The organism is Novosphingobium sp. 9U (genome assembly GCF_902506425.1).
GTDB lineage: Bacteria > Pseudomonadota > Alphaproteobacteria > Sphingomonadales > Sphingomonadaceae > Novosphingobium.
In genome coordinates this window covers 1,363,259-1,379,411 of the sequence record NZ_LR732469.1, presented here as the reverse complement: position 1 = coordinate 1,379,411, position 16,153 = coordinate 1,363,259, and the positions used below count along the sequence as shown (strand labels likewise).

16 protein-coding genes and 1 pseudogene are annotated in these 16,153 nt (G+C 58.1%); 14 read left to right on the top strand and 3 right to left on the bottom strand.

Features of this window, described 5'->3' with window-relative positions; genetic code table 11:
* Window positions 1-407: 407 nt before the first annotated feature.
* From GV044_RS06305 to GV044_RS06270, 8 genes are all read left to right on the top strand, one after another.
* The gene (locus tag GV044_RS06305; RefSeq protein ID WP_236554752.1) at window positions 408-908 is read left to right on the top strand and encodes a hypothetical protein; all 501 of its coding nucleotides are present in this window, start codon (window positions 408-410) and stop codon (window positions 906-908) included.
* Window positions 905-1,222: a phage head closure protein gene (locus GV044_RS06300; protein WP_236554751.1), complete on the top strand. Its 318-nt coding sequence runs from the start codon at window positions 905-907 to the stop codon at window positions 1,220-1,222. The genes GV044_RS06305 and GV044_RS06300 overlap by 4 nt, the downstream gene beginning before the upstream one ends.
* Window positions 1,222-1,668 carry an HK97-gp10 family putative phage morphogenesis protein gene (locus tag GV044_RS06295; protein ID WP_256377245.1) on the top strand — a complete coding sequence of 149 codons (447 nt, stop codon included), beginning with the start codon at window positions 1,222-1,224 and terminating at the stop codon, window positions 1,666-1,668. Before GV044_RS06300 ends, GV044_RS06295 begins: the two co-directional genes overlap by 1 nt.
* A complete protein-coding gene (locus GV044_RS06290; RefSeq protein WP_159866938.1) occupies window positions 1,668-2,030 on the top strand; it encodes a hypothetical protein in 363 nt (120 codons plus the stop codon). The genes GV044_RS06295 and GV044_RS06290 overlap by 1 nt, the downstream gene beginning before the upstream one ends.
* 169 nt (window positions 2,031-2,199) lie before the next feature.
* The gene (locus GV044_RS06285) at window positions 2,200-2,496 is read left to right on the top strand and encodes a phage tail tube protein (RefSeq protein WP_236554749.1); all 297 of its coding nucleotides are present in this window, start codon (window positions 2,200-2,202) and stop codon (window positions 2,494-2,496) included.
* Window positions 2,496-2,939, top strand: a complete 444-nt coding sequence (locus GV044_RS06280; RefSeq protein ID WP_159866932.1) for a hypothetical protein — start codon at window positions 2,496-2,498, stop codon at window positions 2,937-2,939. Before GV044_RS06285 ends, GV044_RS06280 begins: the two co-directional genes overlap by 1 nt.
* 14 nt (window positions 2,940-2,953) lie before the next feature.
* Window positions 2,954-3,244 carry a hypothetical protein gene (locus GV044_RS06275; RefSeq protein WP_159866929.1) on the top strand — a complete coding sequence of 97 codons (291 nt, stop codon included), beginning with the start codon at window positions 2,954-2,956 and terminating at the stop codon, window positions 3,242-3,244.
* 20 nt (window positions 3,245-3,264) lie between these two features.
* Complete coding sequence (locus GV044_RS06270; RefSeq protein WP_159866926.1) at window positions 3,265-5,592, top strand: phage tail tape measure C-terminal domain-containing protein; 2,328 nt, start codon at window positions 3,265-3,267, stop codon at window positions 5,590-5,592.
* Window positions 5,593-5,623: 31 nt separating this feature from the next.
* Here the strand turns inward: GV044_RS06270 and GV044_RS06265 are convergent, their stop codons facing one another.
* The gene (locus tag GV044_RS06265) at window positions 5,624-6,499 is read right to left on the bottom strand and encodes a hypothetical protein (protein ID WP_159866922.1); all 876 of its coding nucleotides are present in this window, start codon (window positions 6,497-6,499) and stop codon (window positions 5,624-5,626) included.
* A 992-nt stretch (window positions 6,500-7,491) separates the two neighbouring features.
* On the opposite strand from GV044_RS06265, the gene GV044_RS06260 reads away from it, so the two are divergent.
* The 6 genes from GV044_RS06260 to GV044_RS06235 all read left to right on the top strand — a co-directional run bounded on the left by GV044_RS06260 (window position 7,492) and on the right by GV044_RS06235 (window position 14,034).
* Entirely contained in the window at window positions 7,492-7,923 is a 432-nt protein-coding gene (locus GV044_RS06260) for a hypothetical protein (RefSeq protein WP_159866919.1), read from the top strand.
* A complete protein-coding gene (locus tag GV044_RS06255; RefSeq protein WP_159866916.1) occupies window positions 7,923-8,576 on the top strand; it encodes a hypothetical protein in 654 nt (217 codons plus the stop codon). The genes GV044_RS06260 and GV044_RS06255 overlap by 1 nt, the downstream gene beginning before the upstream one ends.
* Window positions 8,577-8,602: 26 nt before the next feature.
* Window positions 8,603-9,070: a hypothetical protein gene (locus GV044_RS06250; protein ID WP_159866913.1), complete on the top strand. Its 468-nt coding sequence runs from the start codon at window positions 8,603-8,605 to the stop codon at window positions 9,068-9,070.
* Window position 9,071: 1 nt separating this feature from the next.
* Complete coding sequence (locus GV044_RS06245) at window positions 9,072-12,896, top strand: hypothetical protein (protein WP_159866910.1); 3,825 nt, start codon at window positions 9,072-9,074, stop codon at window positions 12,894-12,896.
* Between the two features lie 203 nt (window positions 12,897-13,099).
* Complete coding sequence (locus tag GV044_RS06240) at window positions 13,100-13,432, top strand: hypothetical protein (protein WP_159866907.1); 333 nt, start codon at window positions 13,100-13,102, stop codon at window positions 13,430-13,432.
* A 335-nt stretch (window positions 13,433-13,767) separates the two neighbouring features.
* The gene (locus GV044_RS06235) at window positions 13,768-14,034 is read left to right on the top strand and encodes a DUF6771 family protein (RefSeq protein ID WP_159866904.1); all 267 of its coding nucleotides are present in this window, start codon (window positions 13,768-13,770) and stop codon (window positions 14,032-14,034) included.
* On the opposite strand, the gene GV044_RS06230 is transcribed toward GV044_RS06235, so the two are convergent.
* The gene (locus tag GV044_RS06230; RefSeq protein WP_159866901.1) at window positions 13,994-15,643 is read right to left on the bottom strand and encodes a recombinase family protein; all 1,650 of its coding nucleotides are present in this window, start codon (window positions 15,641-15,643) and stop codon (window positions 13,994-13,996) included. The genes GV044_RS06235 and GV044_RS06230 overlap by 41 nt on opposite strands.
* Window positions 15,644-15,690: 47 nt before the next feature.
* Window positions 15,691-16,140, bottom strand: a pseudogene (locus GV044_RS06225) (RadC family protein); the annotation flags it as partial.
* Window positions 16,141-16,153 lie beyond the last annotated feature (13 nt).

Here is a 16,153-nt window from a genome sequence, read left to right as displayed (position 1 = left end):
CCAATCTAGCACCAACCAAGCCAACAACGGGATAAGCATGGCGGCAATTGAATAGGAAGCGGATGCATCACGCCAAGCGCGACGCTGAAGCCAGAAACCGGCGATAAGAAGAACCACCAAGATGCCATGCGCGGTTGTGGTGACCTCATCAGTCAGGGCGCAAGGCGCTGGTGTAAGGCGGGGCAGATATTCGATCAGGAGCTTTCCCAGCACATAAAGGAGCAAAGGAGCGCCTAGAAGCGCAATGGACCGAAGAACGATGCTTCGCCACTTGGGCCTTTGTCCTCTCACCGTCGTCATGTTCGTGTGATCGCCTCCCGCGCTCTGCCATCTCATCTGCGCCTGCGTGAAGAGTAAGAGCAAGCGAGTTCTCGCCGTCTCGGTCAACAGTGACGCGACCTAAATAGGTGATGCAAACCACACGCATCACTGCACCTGCTTTCCCCGCCGTATCCGCCGATGAACTCGAAACATGGTTGCGCATAGACTGCGGCTCCGATCCGGAGACCCTCTCGCTACTGGTCGGGTCCGCAACGGAGATCGTCGAGGGGCTGACCAATCGCGTGCTCGGCTCCGCTCGCTACCGGATCGACTTCGCTGGTAGCGCCCTATGCTATTCGCTGCCGATCTCACCGGTTCTGTCGGTCGAGAGCGTGGAAGTTGATGGTGAGCCCCTCACGGGCTGGCGCTACGCCAGCGGCATCGTCCATTTCGAAGCTCTGCCTGCATCGGCTCCGGTCGTCACTGTCATGGCTGGCAGCACAGATGTAGCTTCGATCCCGGGAGCGCTCCGCCATGCCATCGCTGTGCTGGTCTCTGCCTCCTACAACAACCGAGAGGAAGTCTCCGACCAGACCATTCGCACGGTCGAGCGCCTCTGCGCCCCCCACCGGAGGATCGTCTGGTGAGGATCGAGTCAGGCAAACTGGATCGTCGCGTCGAGCTTCTCGCGCCGATGATGAAGCAGAACGACATAGGCGAGGTGTTGGAGCAGTGGTGCGCGGTAGCGAATTTCTGGGCACAGCGCCTCGAACTACGCACAGTGGATGTGGCCCGCACCTCTGGCACCGATGATGTCGCACGAGGACGCTACCTCATCCGCTACCGCGACGATCTCTCTACGAACCTTCGTGTTGCCATCGACGGCACGCTCTATGCCATTACCGGCATCGATGAGCCGGATCGCCGCACCATGATGATCATCAGCGTGGAGGGGCTGTAATGGCTTCCTCGCTGAAAGGCTTTGCCGAGCTTGAGCGCCGATTGGCCGCGATGGGCGATCCCAAGAAAGCGACAAAGATCGGCCAAAGCGCGGTTCGTGCCGGTATGGTGGTGATCCAAAAGGCCACCAAGGCGGCAGCGCCATTTGGTCCCGATGCCACAGGATCGCCGCGCACCCGTCGCCGAAAGGGCGGTGCGCAGGTCCAAGAGACGCACACCAAGATCGTTGACGGCTTGAAGGTCCGTAAGATCAAGGTGCAGGGCGACTACAAGGTCTCGTCGGCACTTACCGCAGGCGCTGCTTACCATGCCGCTTTTGCCGAGAGCGGAAGCATCCATAACGCTCCCACTCACTTCGCGAGTAAAGCTTTCAACGCGAACATCGACGCTGCGGAAGCTGCGATGGCGAAAGTCTTTGAGCGCCGTCTCGCGAAGGAGGGCGTATGATGTTCGATCAAGCGCTCATCCTGCGCCTCAAGACTTTGTGCCGAAACGTCTACCTCAATGAGGCACCGGAAAGATACTCGCTTCCATGCGTAATCGTCTCCCGCATCGATGTCGATCCAACCATCGACCTCGATGGCTGGGATGGGACTGCCACTTCCATCTACCGGATCGACACTTACGCTGCTTCTGCCAAGGATGCACGAGCACTCGCGGTGAAGATCATGGCAGACTTCAAACAGTGGCGTGATCCCAGCTTCCAAGCACTCGATCCCGCAGGCATCACGGATGTCTTGGATAAGACTACGGTGAAGAAGCTCTACTCGACCCGTATGACTTGGCAGGTGTTCGGGCCGCTCATCTAATCGGCAGACTAAATACTCCAAACATCAGCTTGTTTGGAGATTCATGGCTAAGGCTACACACTCAAAGGGCGTTAAGCTCGAAATCGACACTTCTTCGACCGCCACTCCGATTTGGACGCAGGTCAAGGGTTTGAAGGACTTTAGCGGTCTTGGTGGCGGTTCGCCTGCCGTGATCGACATCACTGATCTCGATAGCTCGGCTAAGGAGAAGATGATCGGCATCCCCGACGAAGGTCAGGTGAGCTTCACCTTCAACTTCGATCCCACGGATACGGGCCAGACAGCACTGGAAACCGCTCGCAGTGCGCTCGCGATGAAGACTCTACGCATCACCACCGGCACCGTCACGCGCACGTTCACCGCTTACATCCTCACCTTCGAGATCGGCGCGAGCGTGGATCAGACCATCCCGCTCTCGGTGAATGCGGAAATCAGCGGCTCCATCGTGAAGGGCACTGCGGTCTAATGAACCGGAAGGATCGGCGCGCGCTCGCCAAGGCGCAGTTCCTTGCCGTGAAGCCGCGCGTCATCACCGTCCCGCACCCTCTGGGCGAGGGCACGATCTCCTTGCGTCAGCTTACCCTTCGCACCCGGCTCGACATGCAAGATGCCCTCTACGCCAATATCACCGCCGTCGATGCCTACGAGGCGGATCAGGAGCTACCGCAGGATGAGCGCGAAGGGATCGATCCCGTTAAGCGCTTCGACCACACGCTGCTCACCATCCTGTTCTCCATCGCCGACCTTGATGGCGAACTCATGTTCACGATCACGGACTACGACGCGCTTGAGCAACTCCCCCATCCGATGATTGAATACCTCTGGCGCGAAGTCGTGGGTCTCAACACGCTCAAGTCTGCGGTTGAGGATCGCGAGCACGTCGAGGAACTAAAAAAAAGCTCCGACTAAACCCGGAACGCCAGATGTTCATGCGCCTCGCAGGGCATTTGGGCAAGACACAGGCAGAGCTTGAAGCCACGCTCACCCGCGATGATCTCCTAGAATGGATAGCCTTCTTCGAGTTGGAACCGTTCGGCGGCAAGGTTGCGGATCAACACTTCGAAACTCTGTGCCAGCTTATCTTCGCCGCGAACCGATCGAAAGATCAAGACATCCCCGTCTTCTTTGAGCGCGATCCGAAGCCGCAGGCAGACTTGTCACTTGCGGATAAGATCGACGACTTCTTCGACGGACTACCGCACACGGAGGAATAGCCGCTGCCGCTAAATACTTGATGGCAGTCGTCGGCAATCTTCTCGTAAATCTTAGCCTCGAAAGCAGGCAGTTCCTTTCAGGCATCCAGCAGGCAAGCGCTCGAACCGCTGCCGCCACTACATCGATCCAAAGTTCGATGCAGAAGATCGGCGATATCGGCAAGGGGCTTGCCGCCGTGTTCGCTGTCGATTGGCTTGCGGGACAGGTGCAATCCAGCCTCGACTACGCAGACGCCATTGTCGATCTCAGTGATGCAACGGGCGTGGGCACAAAGACCCTTCAAGATTTCCGATACGCGGCGCAGTTGAGCGGATCGAGCGTTGAAGACGCCGACGCCGCCGTAGCCAAGTTTGCCAAAAGCATGGGTGAGGCGAAGTCGGGCAATGAAGCCATGCGCAAGTCTTTCGCCGATCTCGGGATCACCAGCGGCGACATAGATACCGCGATCCGACAAGCCGCCGATGGCATTCAGAAGCTCGACGATAAGCAGAAGCAATCCGCTGCCACGATGTCCTTGTTCGGGAAGAGTGCGGGCACGCTCACCAACTTGTTGAGCGGCGGCAGCAATGCCTTCGAAGAACTCGCCAACGCAGCACACACGCTCGGTATCGTCCTCTCCGATGATGTTCTGCGCAATGCCGGTCAGGTCAATGACCAGATGGACTCGCTGAAGATGATCCTGTCGGCGCAGATGGCGAACACCGTGGCACAGAACGCCACCTCAATCGCCAGCCTCGCATCTTCGATGGCGACACTCACAGGCGAGATACTCCGCTTTTGGCAGTCAAATCCTGAAGCCACCTTGGCGATCTTGGGCGGACTTGCCGGTGCGCGAATAGGCGGTCTGGTCGGCGGAGCCATCGGTGCCGTGGGCGGCGGGCTGCTCGGCTATGGTGCGCGTCAGCAAGCCAACGAAATCGATATGTCCTTACCCAACCGCGCCAAGCAACTCGAAGCAGCTACTGCGCGGGTCAACAATGCGCGAGCGGAGGCACAGAAGCCCGACGCACAGTTTGCCACCTTCCTTGGATCATCAAAGGATCGATCGGTTGCGCGTCGTCAGGAACTCAAGGACTCCTTGACCGAGTTGAAGCGCCAGCAAGCCTTGATGTCGCAGGCAAGGGCGATGGCGGCTGCGCCATCAGCACCGGGAACATCAACCGGCACCGGCACCATCCCGGCACCGAAGGTCAAGCCAGTAAAAGCTTCGAAGCCTTCCGGTCCTACGGCTGCCGAAATCGAGAGGAAGTTTCAGGACGGACTATCGCGCGGCTATGTCGATTTCTTGCGCGCGCAGGAAGACCTACAGACGGAAGTTGTGGAACGTGCCGCACTTCAGCGCGAAGAACTCGACATTGAAACGGAAGCGAAGCGCCGCGACATCCTTGCCGAAAATGACATGAGTGACGCGCAGAAGTCGCAGCTTACCGCCATGCTGGACAAGGTGGCGTATGAACGCGCCGATCTCATCAATCGCTCGGAGAACGAAGCACTGGCGCGAGAGCGTCTCGACCTTGCTCTGGCCTCGAATGACAACGAGAAGTCCGTGCTCTCCGGTGCGCAGTCGCTGGCACGCACGCAGGACGAGCGTCGCCGGATCGGGCTGCGTCTGGTTGATCTCGAATATCAGCGCGAGCGCCTCGGTCTAGAAGCCATCATCGCATCTCACGAGACGACCGAGACAGAGAAGAAGATCGCCAAGGCTAAGCTGGCGGTCCTCGGCACCCTGCAAGACAACGATAAGGCGAGTGTCACCCGCTCCACGATGGGGCCGCTCGCCAGCTACCTTGATGACATCCCCAAGTCGGCAGCGGAGATCAATGAAGCTCTTGAAGGCGTGGCGGCGAATGGGCTTGAACGTCTCAACGATGGTCTCACAGATGCTCTGATGGGTGTGGGGTCGCTGAAGGATGCCTTCGCGGATATGACGAGCTTCGTCATCTCGGAGATTATCAAGATCGCCCTCAAGTCCGCCATCATCGAGCCAATCGGGAAGGCGCTTTCCGGGATCGGGGGACGGGGCTTCTTCTCCAGTCTGTTTGGAGGCGGCAAAAAAGTCGGCGCCCGTGCCAACGGTGGCTACACGCCAGCGGGCAGCTACCTCGTCGGCGAACGCGGTCCCGAACTTGTCAACATCGGCGCTACCGCAAATGTGACACCCAACCATGCCATTAGGAGCTTGGGTGGCAGTCGAGCCATGACCGTGAACAGCACCGTCTATGGCGTGAATGACCCGCACATGGTTAGGCGGCTGTCGCAGGAGTCGATCATGGCGGCTATGCCGGTCTCGACGAAGCTGTCGAGTGATCGAACCTTGAGAGATGTGCGCAGACCGAAGATGCGGTGATCGGCGCGTTGTGCAACACAAGTCAATCTAATCAATAATCATCTGGAAGAAAGTTTTCGCCGTGAATGCCTCCTTCGATGTGGAGAACCATATTCTCGAATAGCATGGCGATGAGCCGCACATATCCGAAATGGACTTCGTCTCGCTCTTTCCCGTCCACCGTCTTACCGTTTCTGTGGACGCAATCGTGCCTGATCTCGACAGCTTCGACTAATCGCCGCCGCTCGTCATCGTTGCGGAAAATACTGAACCCGAAGGCGATATTATAATTTTCATTAGTAGTTATAAGATTGTGAAAGCTGATCTTGTTGAGAGCCGATGCCACCGTGTGCTTAACAAAGTCGGGGTTGCCCACGATATCCGCGAGAGTAAATTTAAGTTCCTTCATACCCTTTACGCCTGCGACCACACGCTTGAGTAACTCGTTGTCGTCGAAAACCCGCGTCAAGAGTGTGTCCGACAGGTAGGCTTCCAAGGCAGCGAACAACTGGACGAAGGCCATCCGTGCGAGTGTCTTTTTGAAGAATTCTGCGTGCGGAGACTCGGTAAGTTCGAGCACGTCTTTCATCGCGAGCATGAAGACGTCGTAAGCGTCATCGTTCGGCAGTTCCCATGGGTAGATGCCCTCTTCGCTGCCTTCAGACCAATAGGCTTGGCTTGCACTAACCTCCACGCGCGGAAACTCAACCAGCTTTATTATAATACGGTCTTTGAGGTTCTTAACGAGCAACCGGTGCTGCATTAGGCATCGCCCACAAATGTGGGATTGTAACCTTTCAACGGGACCTTGATCTTCGTCATCCCAGTCGGCAGTCGGAACACTGATCACGTCTCTATTTTCAGCAGAACACTTGGGGCAAGTGAAACTAATGAAGCTCTCAAACTCCGGCTGCAAAGCGATGTTCATTGTCAGAGCAAATCCGTGTTAGCTGTCAGAGAGTTTATGTGAAAGCGAATTTGAGAAGTCCGCCTTGTTGTTTGTCGTGAGGCCAAGCTGCGCTTGACCTGCTACATCTACTGGTCCGTTCACGCTTGCGCGTTCACGAACCAATGAGTAGCGGATTTAAGAAGTAGATACAAGGGATACACTTAATCACTCATCCTGCGAAGGGAAGACACAACTCTATCCCCCTGAACCTTGAAAGGCTGATATAAAGGAGTGAGCAACCTCACTCCACGATCCCATGGGATCGATGCTTTCAAGATTCAGGGGAGTAGATTTGTCTCATCCTAGCTCGGTTGACGACTGTGGCTCGCGAAGGTTCTTATGCGGAAGGCGGTTGCCCGGTATACCTTCCTCATCGCGTTCTACCTGATCTTATGCTGCCCCCAAAACGGATGGGCAGGGAAGATCAACAACGGTGGTGGATCGCCCCAAGCCGCCGCCGTTAACTCTGACGATCTTGGAACCGGGCGTTATCAGCGTGGATAGAGCGCCCGTCATTTGCATCTACGGCCAACGCTAGTCGCCCGTAGTGGTGTCACTGGTTGGGGCTTCCCGCCTGCGCTCGACACTCGCGCCGTTCCACCTACTACACCTCCAAGGAAATCAATCACCCCGAGGCAGCTTCGCGGTCCCGGCATCCGCTTCATGGTAACTCCGGGTGGTGGTATTATCTTGAGAGAGTATACCGCCGCAGCAGTTCTCTCCGCCATATTTATATTCTGAAATAAGGCAAGCAGGGGTGAAATAAGGCAAGCGAAAGCTGCGGCACTAAATAGTTCGTGCCAAACTATCCTATCAACTTTACACCCGCTACGCCTTCAAGCGAGCGCCTTGCGCTAGTCAACAAACAATCGGTTCAAGCGTCACCATACAGTGGCGCTACCAGCGTCGTAAATAATTACTCGTATTGGGCGCTCGAACTTAACTTCCCGAGAATGTCGCCTAACAAGGCGATGGCGCACAGCGCGTGGCTCGACTCGTTGAACGGCTCTACGGGAACGTTCTTCTACAGCCCCAACACAGGTGTGGTGGCGATCCCTCGCACGCTGACCCTCGCTGCGGGTGCCTTCCCGATGTCGAACATCGTGAGCATTGCGGGCTTCGCAGCTAACGCCCCGACTGGTCTACTACTGGGACAGTTTGTCAGCATCGCTGACCAGCTTGTCCGCTTGAGCGTAGTGGCCGCCACGGCAGATGGTCAGGGGAGGGCGGTGGTCGAATTCAATCCTCCGCTAGGCGCGGGCAAGCCAGTTGGCACGACGATCAACACATCCAACCCGCGTGGCATCTTCCGCCTGATGATGGCTGAGAGTGGGACCGGCTATCAGGTGGACTTCGACCGAGCGCCGGAGTTCTCGACCCTTGTGGCTGTGGAGGCGCTGTAATGCGCCCCGGTATCGATCAGGCATGGCTCGACGCTCTGTCCAAGAGCGGCATTCAAACCGCCCTGATGGCGCGGCTCGACTTCGCCAGTGAGACCATCTGCGTTTGGTCAGGTAGCTTCGCCATCAGTGTCAATGGTAACGCTGACACACTGCTCAACGGAAAGACCTTCTTTCCCATCGCGCAAGGTATCGTCGCTGAGGTGGGCGAAAACGCCTATAGCTATAGCGGCTCGGAAGCTTTCGAGATGACGCTGGCGATCCCCGACTCTGTTCCGCAGGCGCTCGCCAATGCTGCCGTCTACGAGGCCGAGTATATGGCACGACCAGCCACCATCTGGCGCGCGGTCATGATCTCCAAACCCGGCATCGGCACACCTTCGCAGTGGCTGTTCAAGCGCATCCGTTCAGGACAAATGGACAACCTTGAAGTCTCGAACGGCGCTGACGGGCAGACATTCAAACTTACGATTGAAGCTTACGCAGCGGCGGCATCGAGCACGACGCAAAGCACCTACAGTGATCAAAAGCGGTTCGATGCCACGGACACGTCGCAAGACTACATGGCATCAAGCATGAACGCGCAGCCGGGTAAGGTTTCATCCGCAAGTGCTTCCATCGGCTATGGATATGGCGGCAGACAAGCTTCGGAATGATGGAGCACGCATCGGCTAAATAGTCGATGGGCAAGACTAAACTCGAAAGATACGAAGATTGGGAAGACAGGCTTCGCACCTACCTCGACACGTGCGCTGAGAAGAAGTTCGAGTATGGAATTCATGACTGCACACTTTTCGCTGCGAGTGCCGTCCAGCGCATTACGGGGCACGACTTCGCCGCCGAACTTCGCGGCACTTACACGAATGCTAAGTCTGCCGCTGTAGTTCTTCGCGAGCACGGTGCCGGGACACTCTTGAAGACAGTCTCTGCGTGCCTTGGTCGGCACCGTCACGTCGCCTTCGGCAAGCGTGGCGATGTGGTGATGCACAAGGGCTCGCTCGGCATCTGTGCGGGGTCGATGAGCTTGTTTGTCGGCGCGCTCGACGACTTCGGTCAGCCTCTTGCGCCCGACGATATCACCAAGAGCCGGGAAGGGCTGATCCCGTGGCCAACCCTGTTATGTGACCGCTGTTGGCTCGTGGGCCACTAAGGTGTCGAAGGTTGTCAAAACCGTCCTGATCGTCGCCGCCGCCGTCGCGATGGTCGTCTTTGCTCCGCAGATCGGCGCATTCCTCGCGACTGCGGCGGCAAGTGCCGGGATTACCGTCACTGCGGCAGCAATATCGAGCACGCTCGTCAGCATCGGAATTTCGATGGCATTGGCGGCAGCATCGAGTTTGCTGCTCCCGGTTCCGAAAGCGAGCCAGAGCCGAGCTGACCGGCTCAACCTCAACATCGACACGACCGCTCCGCGCAAGATCGTCTTTGGACGCACGAGCGCCGGTCAGGATGTCCGCTTCAAAGAGACTTGGGGGAAGGACAAGGACCGCCTCTCCCTCGTCGTCGCAAACGCCAGCCATAAGATTAGCGCGGTTCGATCCGTCTACCTCAACAACGAGTTGAGCCACAACGGTGCGAGCGTCACCGGCAAATACGCCAGCGGTATCGTCGAACTCTCGACGTGTTTGGAAGGCACGCCGAGCAATGGTCGTGCGGTCGGGTCCGGGGCTTACTGGTCGAGCACCTCCACGTTCGTCGGCTGCGCATATTCGGTCATCACCTTCCGCACGGACAAGGCCAAGGTTTTCCCTGATGGCTTGCCGTCGCGCATCACCACCGTCGTTGATGGTTGTCTCGTATATGATCCGCGCCGCGACAGCACGCGCGGCGGTAGCGGCACGATGCGCGTCGGTGATCAATCGACGTGGGCGTTCACAGTCGGTGGCGTGGACATCGGGCGCAATCCCGCGCTGGCGCTAATCACATATCTCATCGGCTACAGGATCAATGGGAAGCTCGCTTGGGGATGGGGCCTGCCGCCCGAGAAGATCGATTTCGCCAGCTTCATCCGCTACGCCAACCTTTGCGAAGAGCCGGTGACGCTCAAAGCTGGGGGAACCACGCCAAAGTATCTCGTAGATGGCATCTTCTCGACCGGCGATAGCCACGAGACAGTTGTGAACGCCATCTGCGCCACGATGGGCAGCACGGTGCTGGTCGATACCGGTGGCGTGTTCAACTTGATTGGCGGCTACGACGACACGCTATCAGTGCCGTTCGCGTTCAGCGATGATGACTTGATCGGCACCGACAACTGGAATCCATCGCCGACCTCACGCGAACGATTTAACATCATCAAGGGACGCTTCGCCGATCCTTCGACTCTCTACACGCTCGCAGATTGGGGGCGGATCGAAGTTGATCCCATGTTCGACAATATCCCGCGAACTCTCAGCATCGATTACGGACTTATCGACAGCGCGGAAGCCTGCCAGCGTATCAGCAAGCAAAGACTCTATGCAGAGAAGTGGGGTGGCATCTTCACAGGTGTGTTCGGCCCAAGAGCTTTTGCGGTCCAAGTCGGCGATATCGTCACCCTTTCCCACCCGCGCCATGGCTGGAACAACAAGCGCTTTCGCGTCATCAGCCAGAGCGAAGCTCATGATCTGATCTTCCAGATGTCGCTGCGCGAAGACGATAGTGAAATCTATGCGTGGGACTCACAGGAGTATACACCGCCACCCGCGAACCTGCTGAACGAAGAATATGATCCTGCCCTTGCGGAAGTCGTGATGGGCCTCTCGCTTTCGACGCTCAATCAGGAAGGCGCGAACGGAGTAACGACATCCTTTGTTCAAGTGACTTGGACGCCATCAACGTCCGCGCGCGTCTCGGAAGTTGAGATCAACACCAAGCTCGCGACTTCCAATGTCTGGACGGAGCAGGGCGGCAGGATCGAGAACACGGGCACCTATCTGTTCAGCGCGGAAGTCGGCGGCGCGGCGATCAATGTTCGTGCCCGCTATGTCATGGACAATGGTGTTCGTGGGCCGTGGTCGAATTCCGATGTCATCACCAGCACGAACAATCTCAATAGCTGGAACGGCGTCTACGGTGACAAGAAGCCCGAGGATAACGCTACGGTTGGCGCACCCGGCGATACCGTGGTGGGGACCAGCACCGGCAACTTGGTCGTTCAGCGGATCGAGCAAGCTCATGCGGCGATTGGCGGCATCAATACCCTAACGACTTCGCTCACGAGTTCGATCAATGATCTTGTTGGCGTGTATGGGACTACCGCATCTGCCGCAGCAAGCGCCAGTTCAGCGGCACAACATGATGCGAACGCGCAGACAGCGGCGCAGAACGCGGACGCGGCTCGCAGTGCGGCAGAGGGCGCTTACCAAAGCTCCTTCACTCAGGCGGGGCAGGCTGAGACTTTCCGCAATCAGGCGAGCACCTTTGCTGCCAACGCTTCGGGTTCGGCAGCGACCGCAAGCGAGCAAGCCAATCTTGCCGCCAGTGCCCGGACAACTGCTGAGAATGCCGCATCGGCTGCGAACACGTCGGCGGGCACAGCATCGGCAAAAGCCAATGATGCAGGAATCGCTGCATCGGCGGCACAGACTTCTCAGGTGCGAGCTTCTACCTTCGCCCTTGATGCGGCTGGACGTGCAACCAATAACATTGTGGGCCGTAGCGCCTTTGACGAGCGTGGCCGTGGCTCGTGGGACGGACAAGCACAGGTTCTACGAGATGACGGCGCGGGCGGCTTCTATGTCCTGCAACAAACCAACCGTGACGTCTTCGAAGGTGAGTTCATCCCCGGCGACTGGTCGGATCGACGCTTCCGTGTTTCTGGTAATGCCGCCGCGTTTGGAGCCTATATCGGACGCGCTGGCCTTCAGTGTCTCATGCCTGATGGTAGCCATCGCTATCCGCTGGTCCCAGCGGGCGGTCCCTACGCGGGCTATGCTGATTTTTCCGGCGAAATCGTCGTGCCACAGGGTGCTGTCGCCGCCCGACCTTTCCTCCAGTCGGATGGACCATGGGACGCGAGCGATCACGGGGTAAACTGGCGATCCATTCGGATTGAAGACATCACAGCCGAGCGTCGCGCTAAGGATTTTGCCGATGCGGCAAGCACGAGCTACTCCAATGCGGAGATCAAGGCTGGTGAGGCGGGCAGCTACGCCTCGGCGGCATCCGGTCACGCCAACACAGCGAGCATTCGGGCGGGCGACGCAGAGAACTCCGCCTCAACTGCGTCCGGTGCGGCTGCCGTTGCGACTGAAAAGGCGTCGCAGGCATCTACAAGCGCGTCACTATCAGCGTCATACGCCAACGATGCCAGCGCGAGGATCAGCCAAGTCGAGGAAGCCGCTGCCAGCGCGAACCAAGCTGTAGCGCAACGGCTGGATAATCTTGAGGCCACGACTGGTGGGCAAACCTCACGGCTTAATACTGTCGAGCAAGTCGCGGCGACGGCGCTCGATCGGGTGAGCGGCGCGAGATGGTCCAAGGAGGCCACTGCCGGAAACGGCAGGGCTCAGCTTACTGTGTATGCCTACGACAATAATGGGAACCTCGCCTCTGGTGTGGACATCATCGGTGATCTTTCTGTCTCTGGAAATGTGCTTGTCAGCGGTAGTGTTCTTACGGGAGCTATCCAGCAGAATGGCATCACTGCCGCCAGCACCATGACAAGCTCCGGCAACTTCCCAATATCGTTTTCTCTGTCCCATCAGCCAAGAAGCGCAGAGTCTTTGCTGGAAGTCACGATATCGGGCATCGCCGATGTTCCGGCAGGGACATCGATACGGGCACTTGGCGATCTTTATATCGGCAATTATATGATTGCGGGAGGCATTCGCTTGGGTAAAAATAACCAGTCGAACACCTACAGTCTAACTCGCCTTGCTGGTGGGTCTTCATCTCCGGTCACCGTCGTTTTTGATACCCGGCAGGACGGAACCAGCCAAGATGGTCCCGGATTCATCGACTGCACAATCATCATTAAAGAATTTAAGCGTTAAGTTGGACACCTAAATGGACAATGGAATATTATGTAGTTTTCGACAACGCTTCGGGTGATGTAAAATGGCGCGGACAAGGGCCCGAGGGCTCTGCCGCAATCCAAGTTCTCGACGACGGACTCGCCACGATGGTAGTCCCGCAAGGGGCGCTGCGGGGGGCTGATCTCGATATTGAGATGATCAAAGCTCTTGCCGCCAAGCAGGTGGATCGCGCCGCCGAGATGGTCCGTCTACGCTTTGTCAGCGATGGGGCGGCGCAGATGCTAACTTATACCACGAAGGCAGCGGAAGCGCGGGCCTACATCGCCGATAACTCCTCTGCTGTCCCATTCCTATCGGCTGAAGCGAGCGCTCGTGACATGACCGTTGCCGCGCTGGCGCACGAAGTCATGGCGATGGTCGAGCAATGGACGATGATCGGCTCGCGGATCGAAGGTCGGCGAATGGGTGCAAAGGCCGCGCTCGGCACTGCCTCTAACCTCGCCGAGATCGCGGTTGCCATCGGCATCGACTGGAGTGATGTGACGGCAGCTTGAGCGGAGATCATGAGGCTACCTAACAAGTAGGGGAAGGGTGGCCTTCGCTGCTGCCAAAGCCGTTATCGTGCCAGCGAGCATCCTGCTCCAAGGGAATTGCCGCAACTGTGCGAGCGCCGACACGAAAAGTGCCGACTTTAGCGCACCAGCTTCCGCAAATATCTTGACCTGTTTGGTTGTCTGCTCGTCCATCATCGCACCTCATGAACAGAGCCGTTTGCACGTTCTGTCATCCCTTCAACCCGCGATCCCGCGATCCGATGCGTTTTTAACGAAGCTGTTAGAGGGTTTGAATCGTTCCCGTTATGTTCTAATCAGGTCGAACGGGGATTCGCATGATCATCAGCCAAGAACGCATCGCAGAGCTTCTACTCTTAGAGTCACCCGGATGGTGTCGCGCTGGCCTGACCGCGCCAGATGAGCGTTTACGGGAGCGTGCCGCCGATGAGCTTGCCACGCTGGTCTACTCGCACCTCGACGCTCCCGATCCGCCTTGTCGAGACGCTCGTCAGATGATGCTGCCGCTTCAGTTATGTCCTGTGGTGCAAGCGAATGAAGGCTCTACCGCGCTCGCGGCTTTTTCGCATCGCGACGGCGAATGAAGTCCTTGGCGAGGGGAGTGTCGGAGTAGTCGCGGCCTTCACGCACGAGATCGAGAAAGCCCGCCCGACCGTCCGAAGTGATATGCATCGCGCCCAATCCGCTCACCAATCTGACCGTCGCAACGCCCCGAAGCGGATCGAACTCGATCCCGTCAATCAGGTTTTGAAAGGCAGCTTTCACTCGAAGCCGTGCCGCGAACCGTGCCTCATCGTCTTCGGCGGTGAGCAAATCGCGCACGTCGTTCACTCGGATCAGGTGCTCACCCGGCGACACCTTGCCGCGTGCGATATCAAGTTCGATCTCGGCCTTCGATATCTCGGCAACGGTGGCGGCTTTCTCTGCCTCTATGTCGGCCAAGGCCGTCAACGTTGCGGCGCTTTCCGGTAGCTTCCGCAATACTGCAATAAGGTTAGCGGCTTCCTGAGTGAGTTCTTCAGCACGTTTGCGAGCATTCGCCAGCCGCGAAGCCAGTGGCGCAACATCATCGGGGGCGATGAAGTGTGTGTCATCAAGCGCCAGATGAAGAAGCTTCTCAAGCACAGACGCTTCGACGTGATCGTAGCGTATCTTCCCTTTGGCCTTACAAATGCCATAGCGGGCGTTCCTGCATTCGAGGTAGGCATAGCGCCTCCCGCGCCCGTTTCCCGTGAGCGTGCGCCCCACGCTGCCCTTACAGACGGAGCAGGAGGCGATACCGCCGAAAAGGTTTTGCGCCTCACCAGACTTAGCCCCACCACTACCCATCCGCGTCCTGATCGCCGCTCGTGCGCGCTCTACGAGTTCGGCCTCGACTATGCGCGGGTAATAGGACCGAATGACTTCACCGGTGGGCTTGCGGCCCGGTCCCGTTCTGACATGGTATTCACCCTCGACGGCAGGCGATGACAGGATGTCGCGGACATAACCTATCCGCCATTTTGAAGCGCCGTCCTTCCATCCTTGAGTCCAAGGCGGCACAGTCGCGTTCAGGCGCTTGGTGATTGTCTCGTAGCCCAAGCCCGCCGCCGACCACTCGTAGATCGAGTTTATTGTCGCCACTCGATCTTCGTTCAGGCGGAAGGCCTCACCTTTTTTCGCGATCAGCCACGCTGGCGCTCGCGGCGAGTAGACCACGCCTTCGCGCGCCAGCTTCAATCCTTTTTCGATGGTGGCTTTCTGCATCGAGGATTTGCGGTTCCCCTCCGCTGTGGCCCGGTTCGCTTCCAAAAGGTGCTGGAGCATCGCGCCTATATTCGCCCCCGACATCGCATGTCGGTCAAGGATAAGCTCGGGTGAGTGGACCGCCACGATGATGTCTCTATCGGTCACGTCCTCAATCCATCGGCGAGCCGTTCGATAATCTTGCCGCGACAGGCGATCGATGTTTTCGACAACCAAGATCGTGCCCGGTGAGATCAACCCGGCATCGATCCGAGCGCGCAGCTTTCCAAGATTGCCAACGGAAAGGTGATCTCCCTTCCATGCCGACTGCCCGCGATCTTCGATGGTCTCGATAATGTCCCATCCCTTGCGGGCGCACAGGTCGCCAGTGCGCTCCACTTGCCGCTCGATGGACGAGCCTCGGTCTTGGCGCTTCGAGCTATATCGATGATAACAAATGGCTTGCATGGTGACGCCCTATAACGGAGCCATATCCATACAACCATATTTCATCTGTTAAGATAAAGGACCCGGACCCGCTCGCGGGTGAGGTGCGCCATGTCGATCGTCAGGTAGTCGATCAGCGTCTGCCACGATCCGATCACCGGCGCCTCGCGCACCTTCTGGCGGGCGAGCCGGCGCGCGGCCAAGACCACGATCTTGAGCGCCGCCGCGGTCGCCTCACCCATGCCGGGATGCGCGGCGAGGGTGCGCGGGTCCGCCGTCAGCACCGCGGCCAGCGAGCCGAAGCGATCGATCAGCGTGCGGGCGACCGGCTTCATGTCACGGCGTGGCACCGCCTGCATGAGCAGCAATTCAATCACCTCGTGGTCGCGCAAGGCATCGTCGTTGCCTTCCAGCAATCGCTGGCGCAGCCGGCTGCGGTGGCCGGACGGATCGTTCCCGACGTTGGGCTTAGAGGCGGGCGCCGCAGCGGCGCCGAACAGGCAGGGATCGTCGGCCATCGTCGGGGGAATT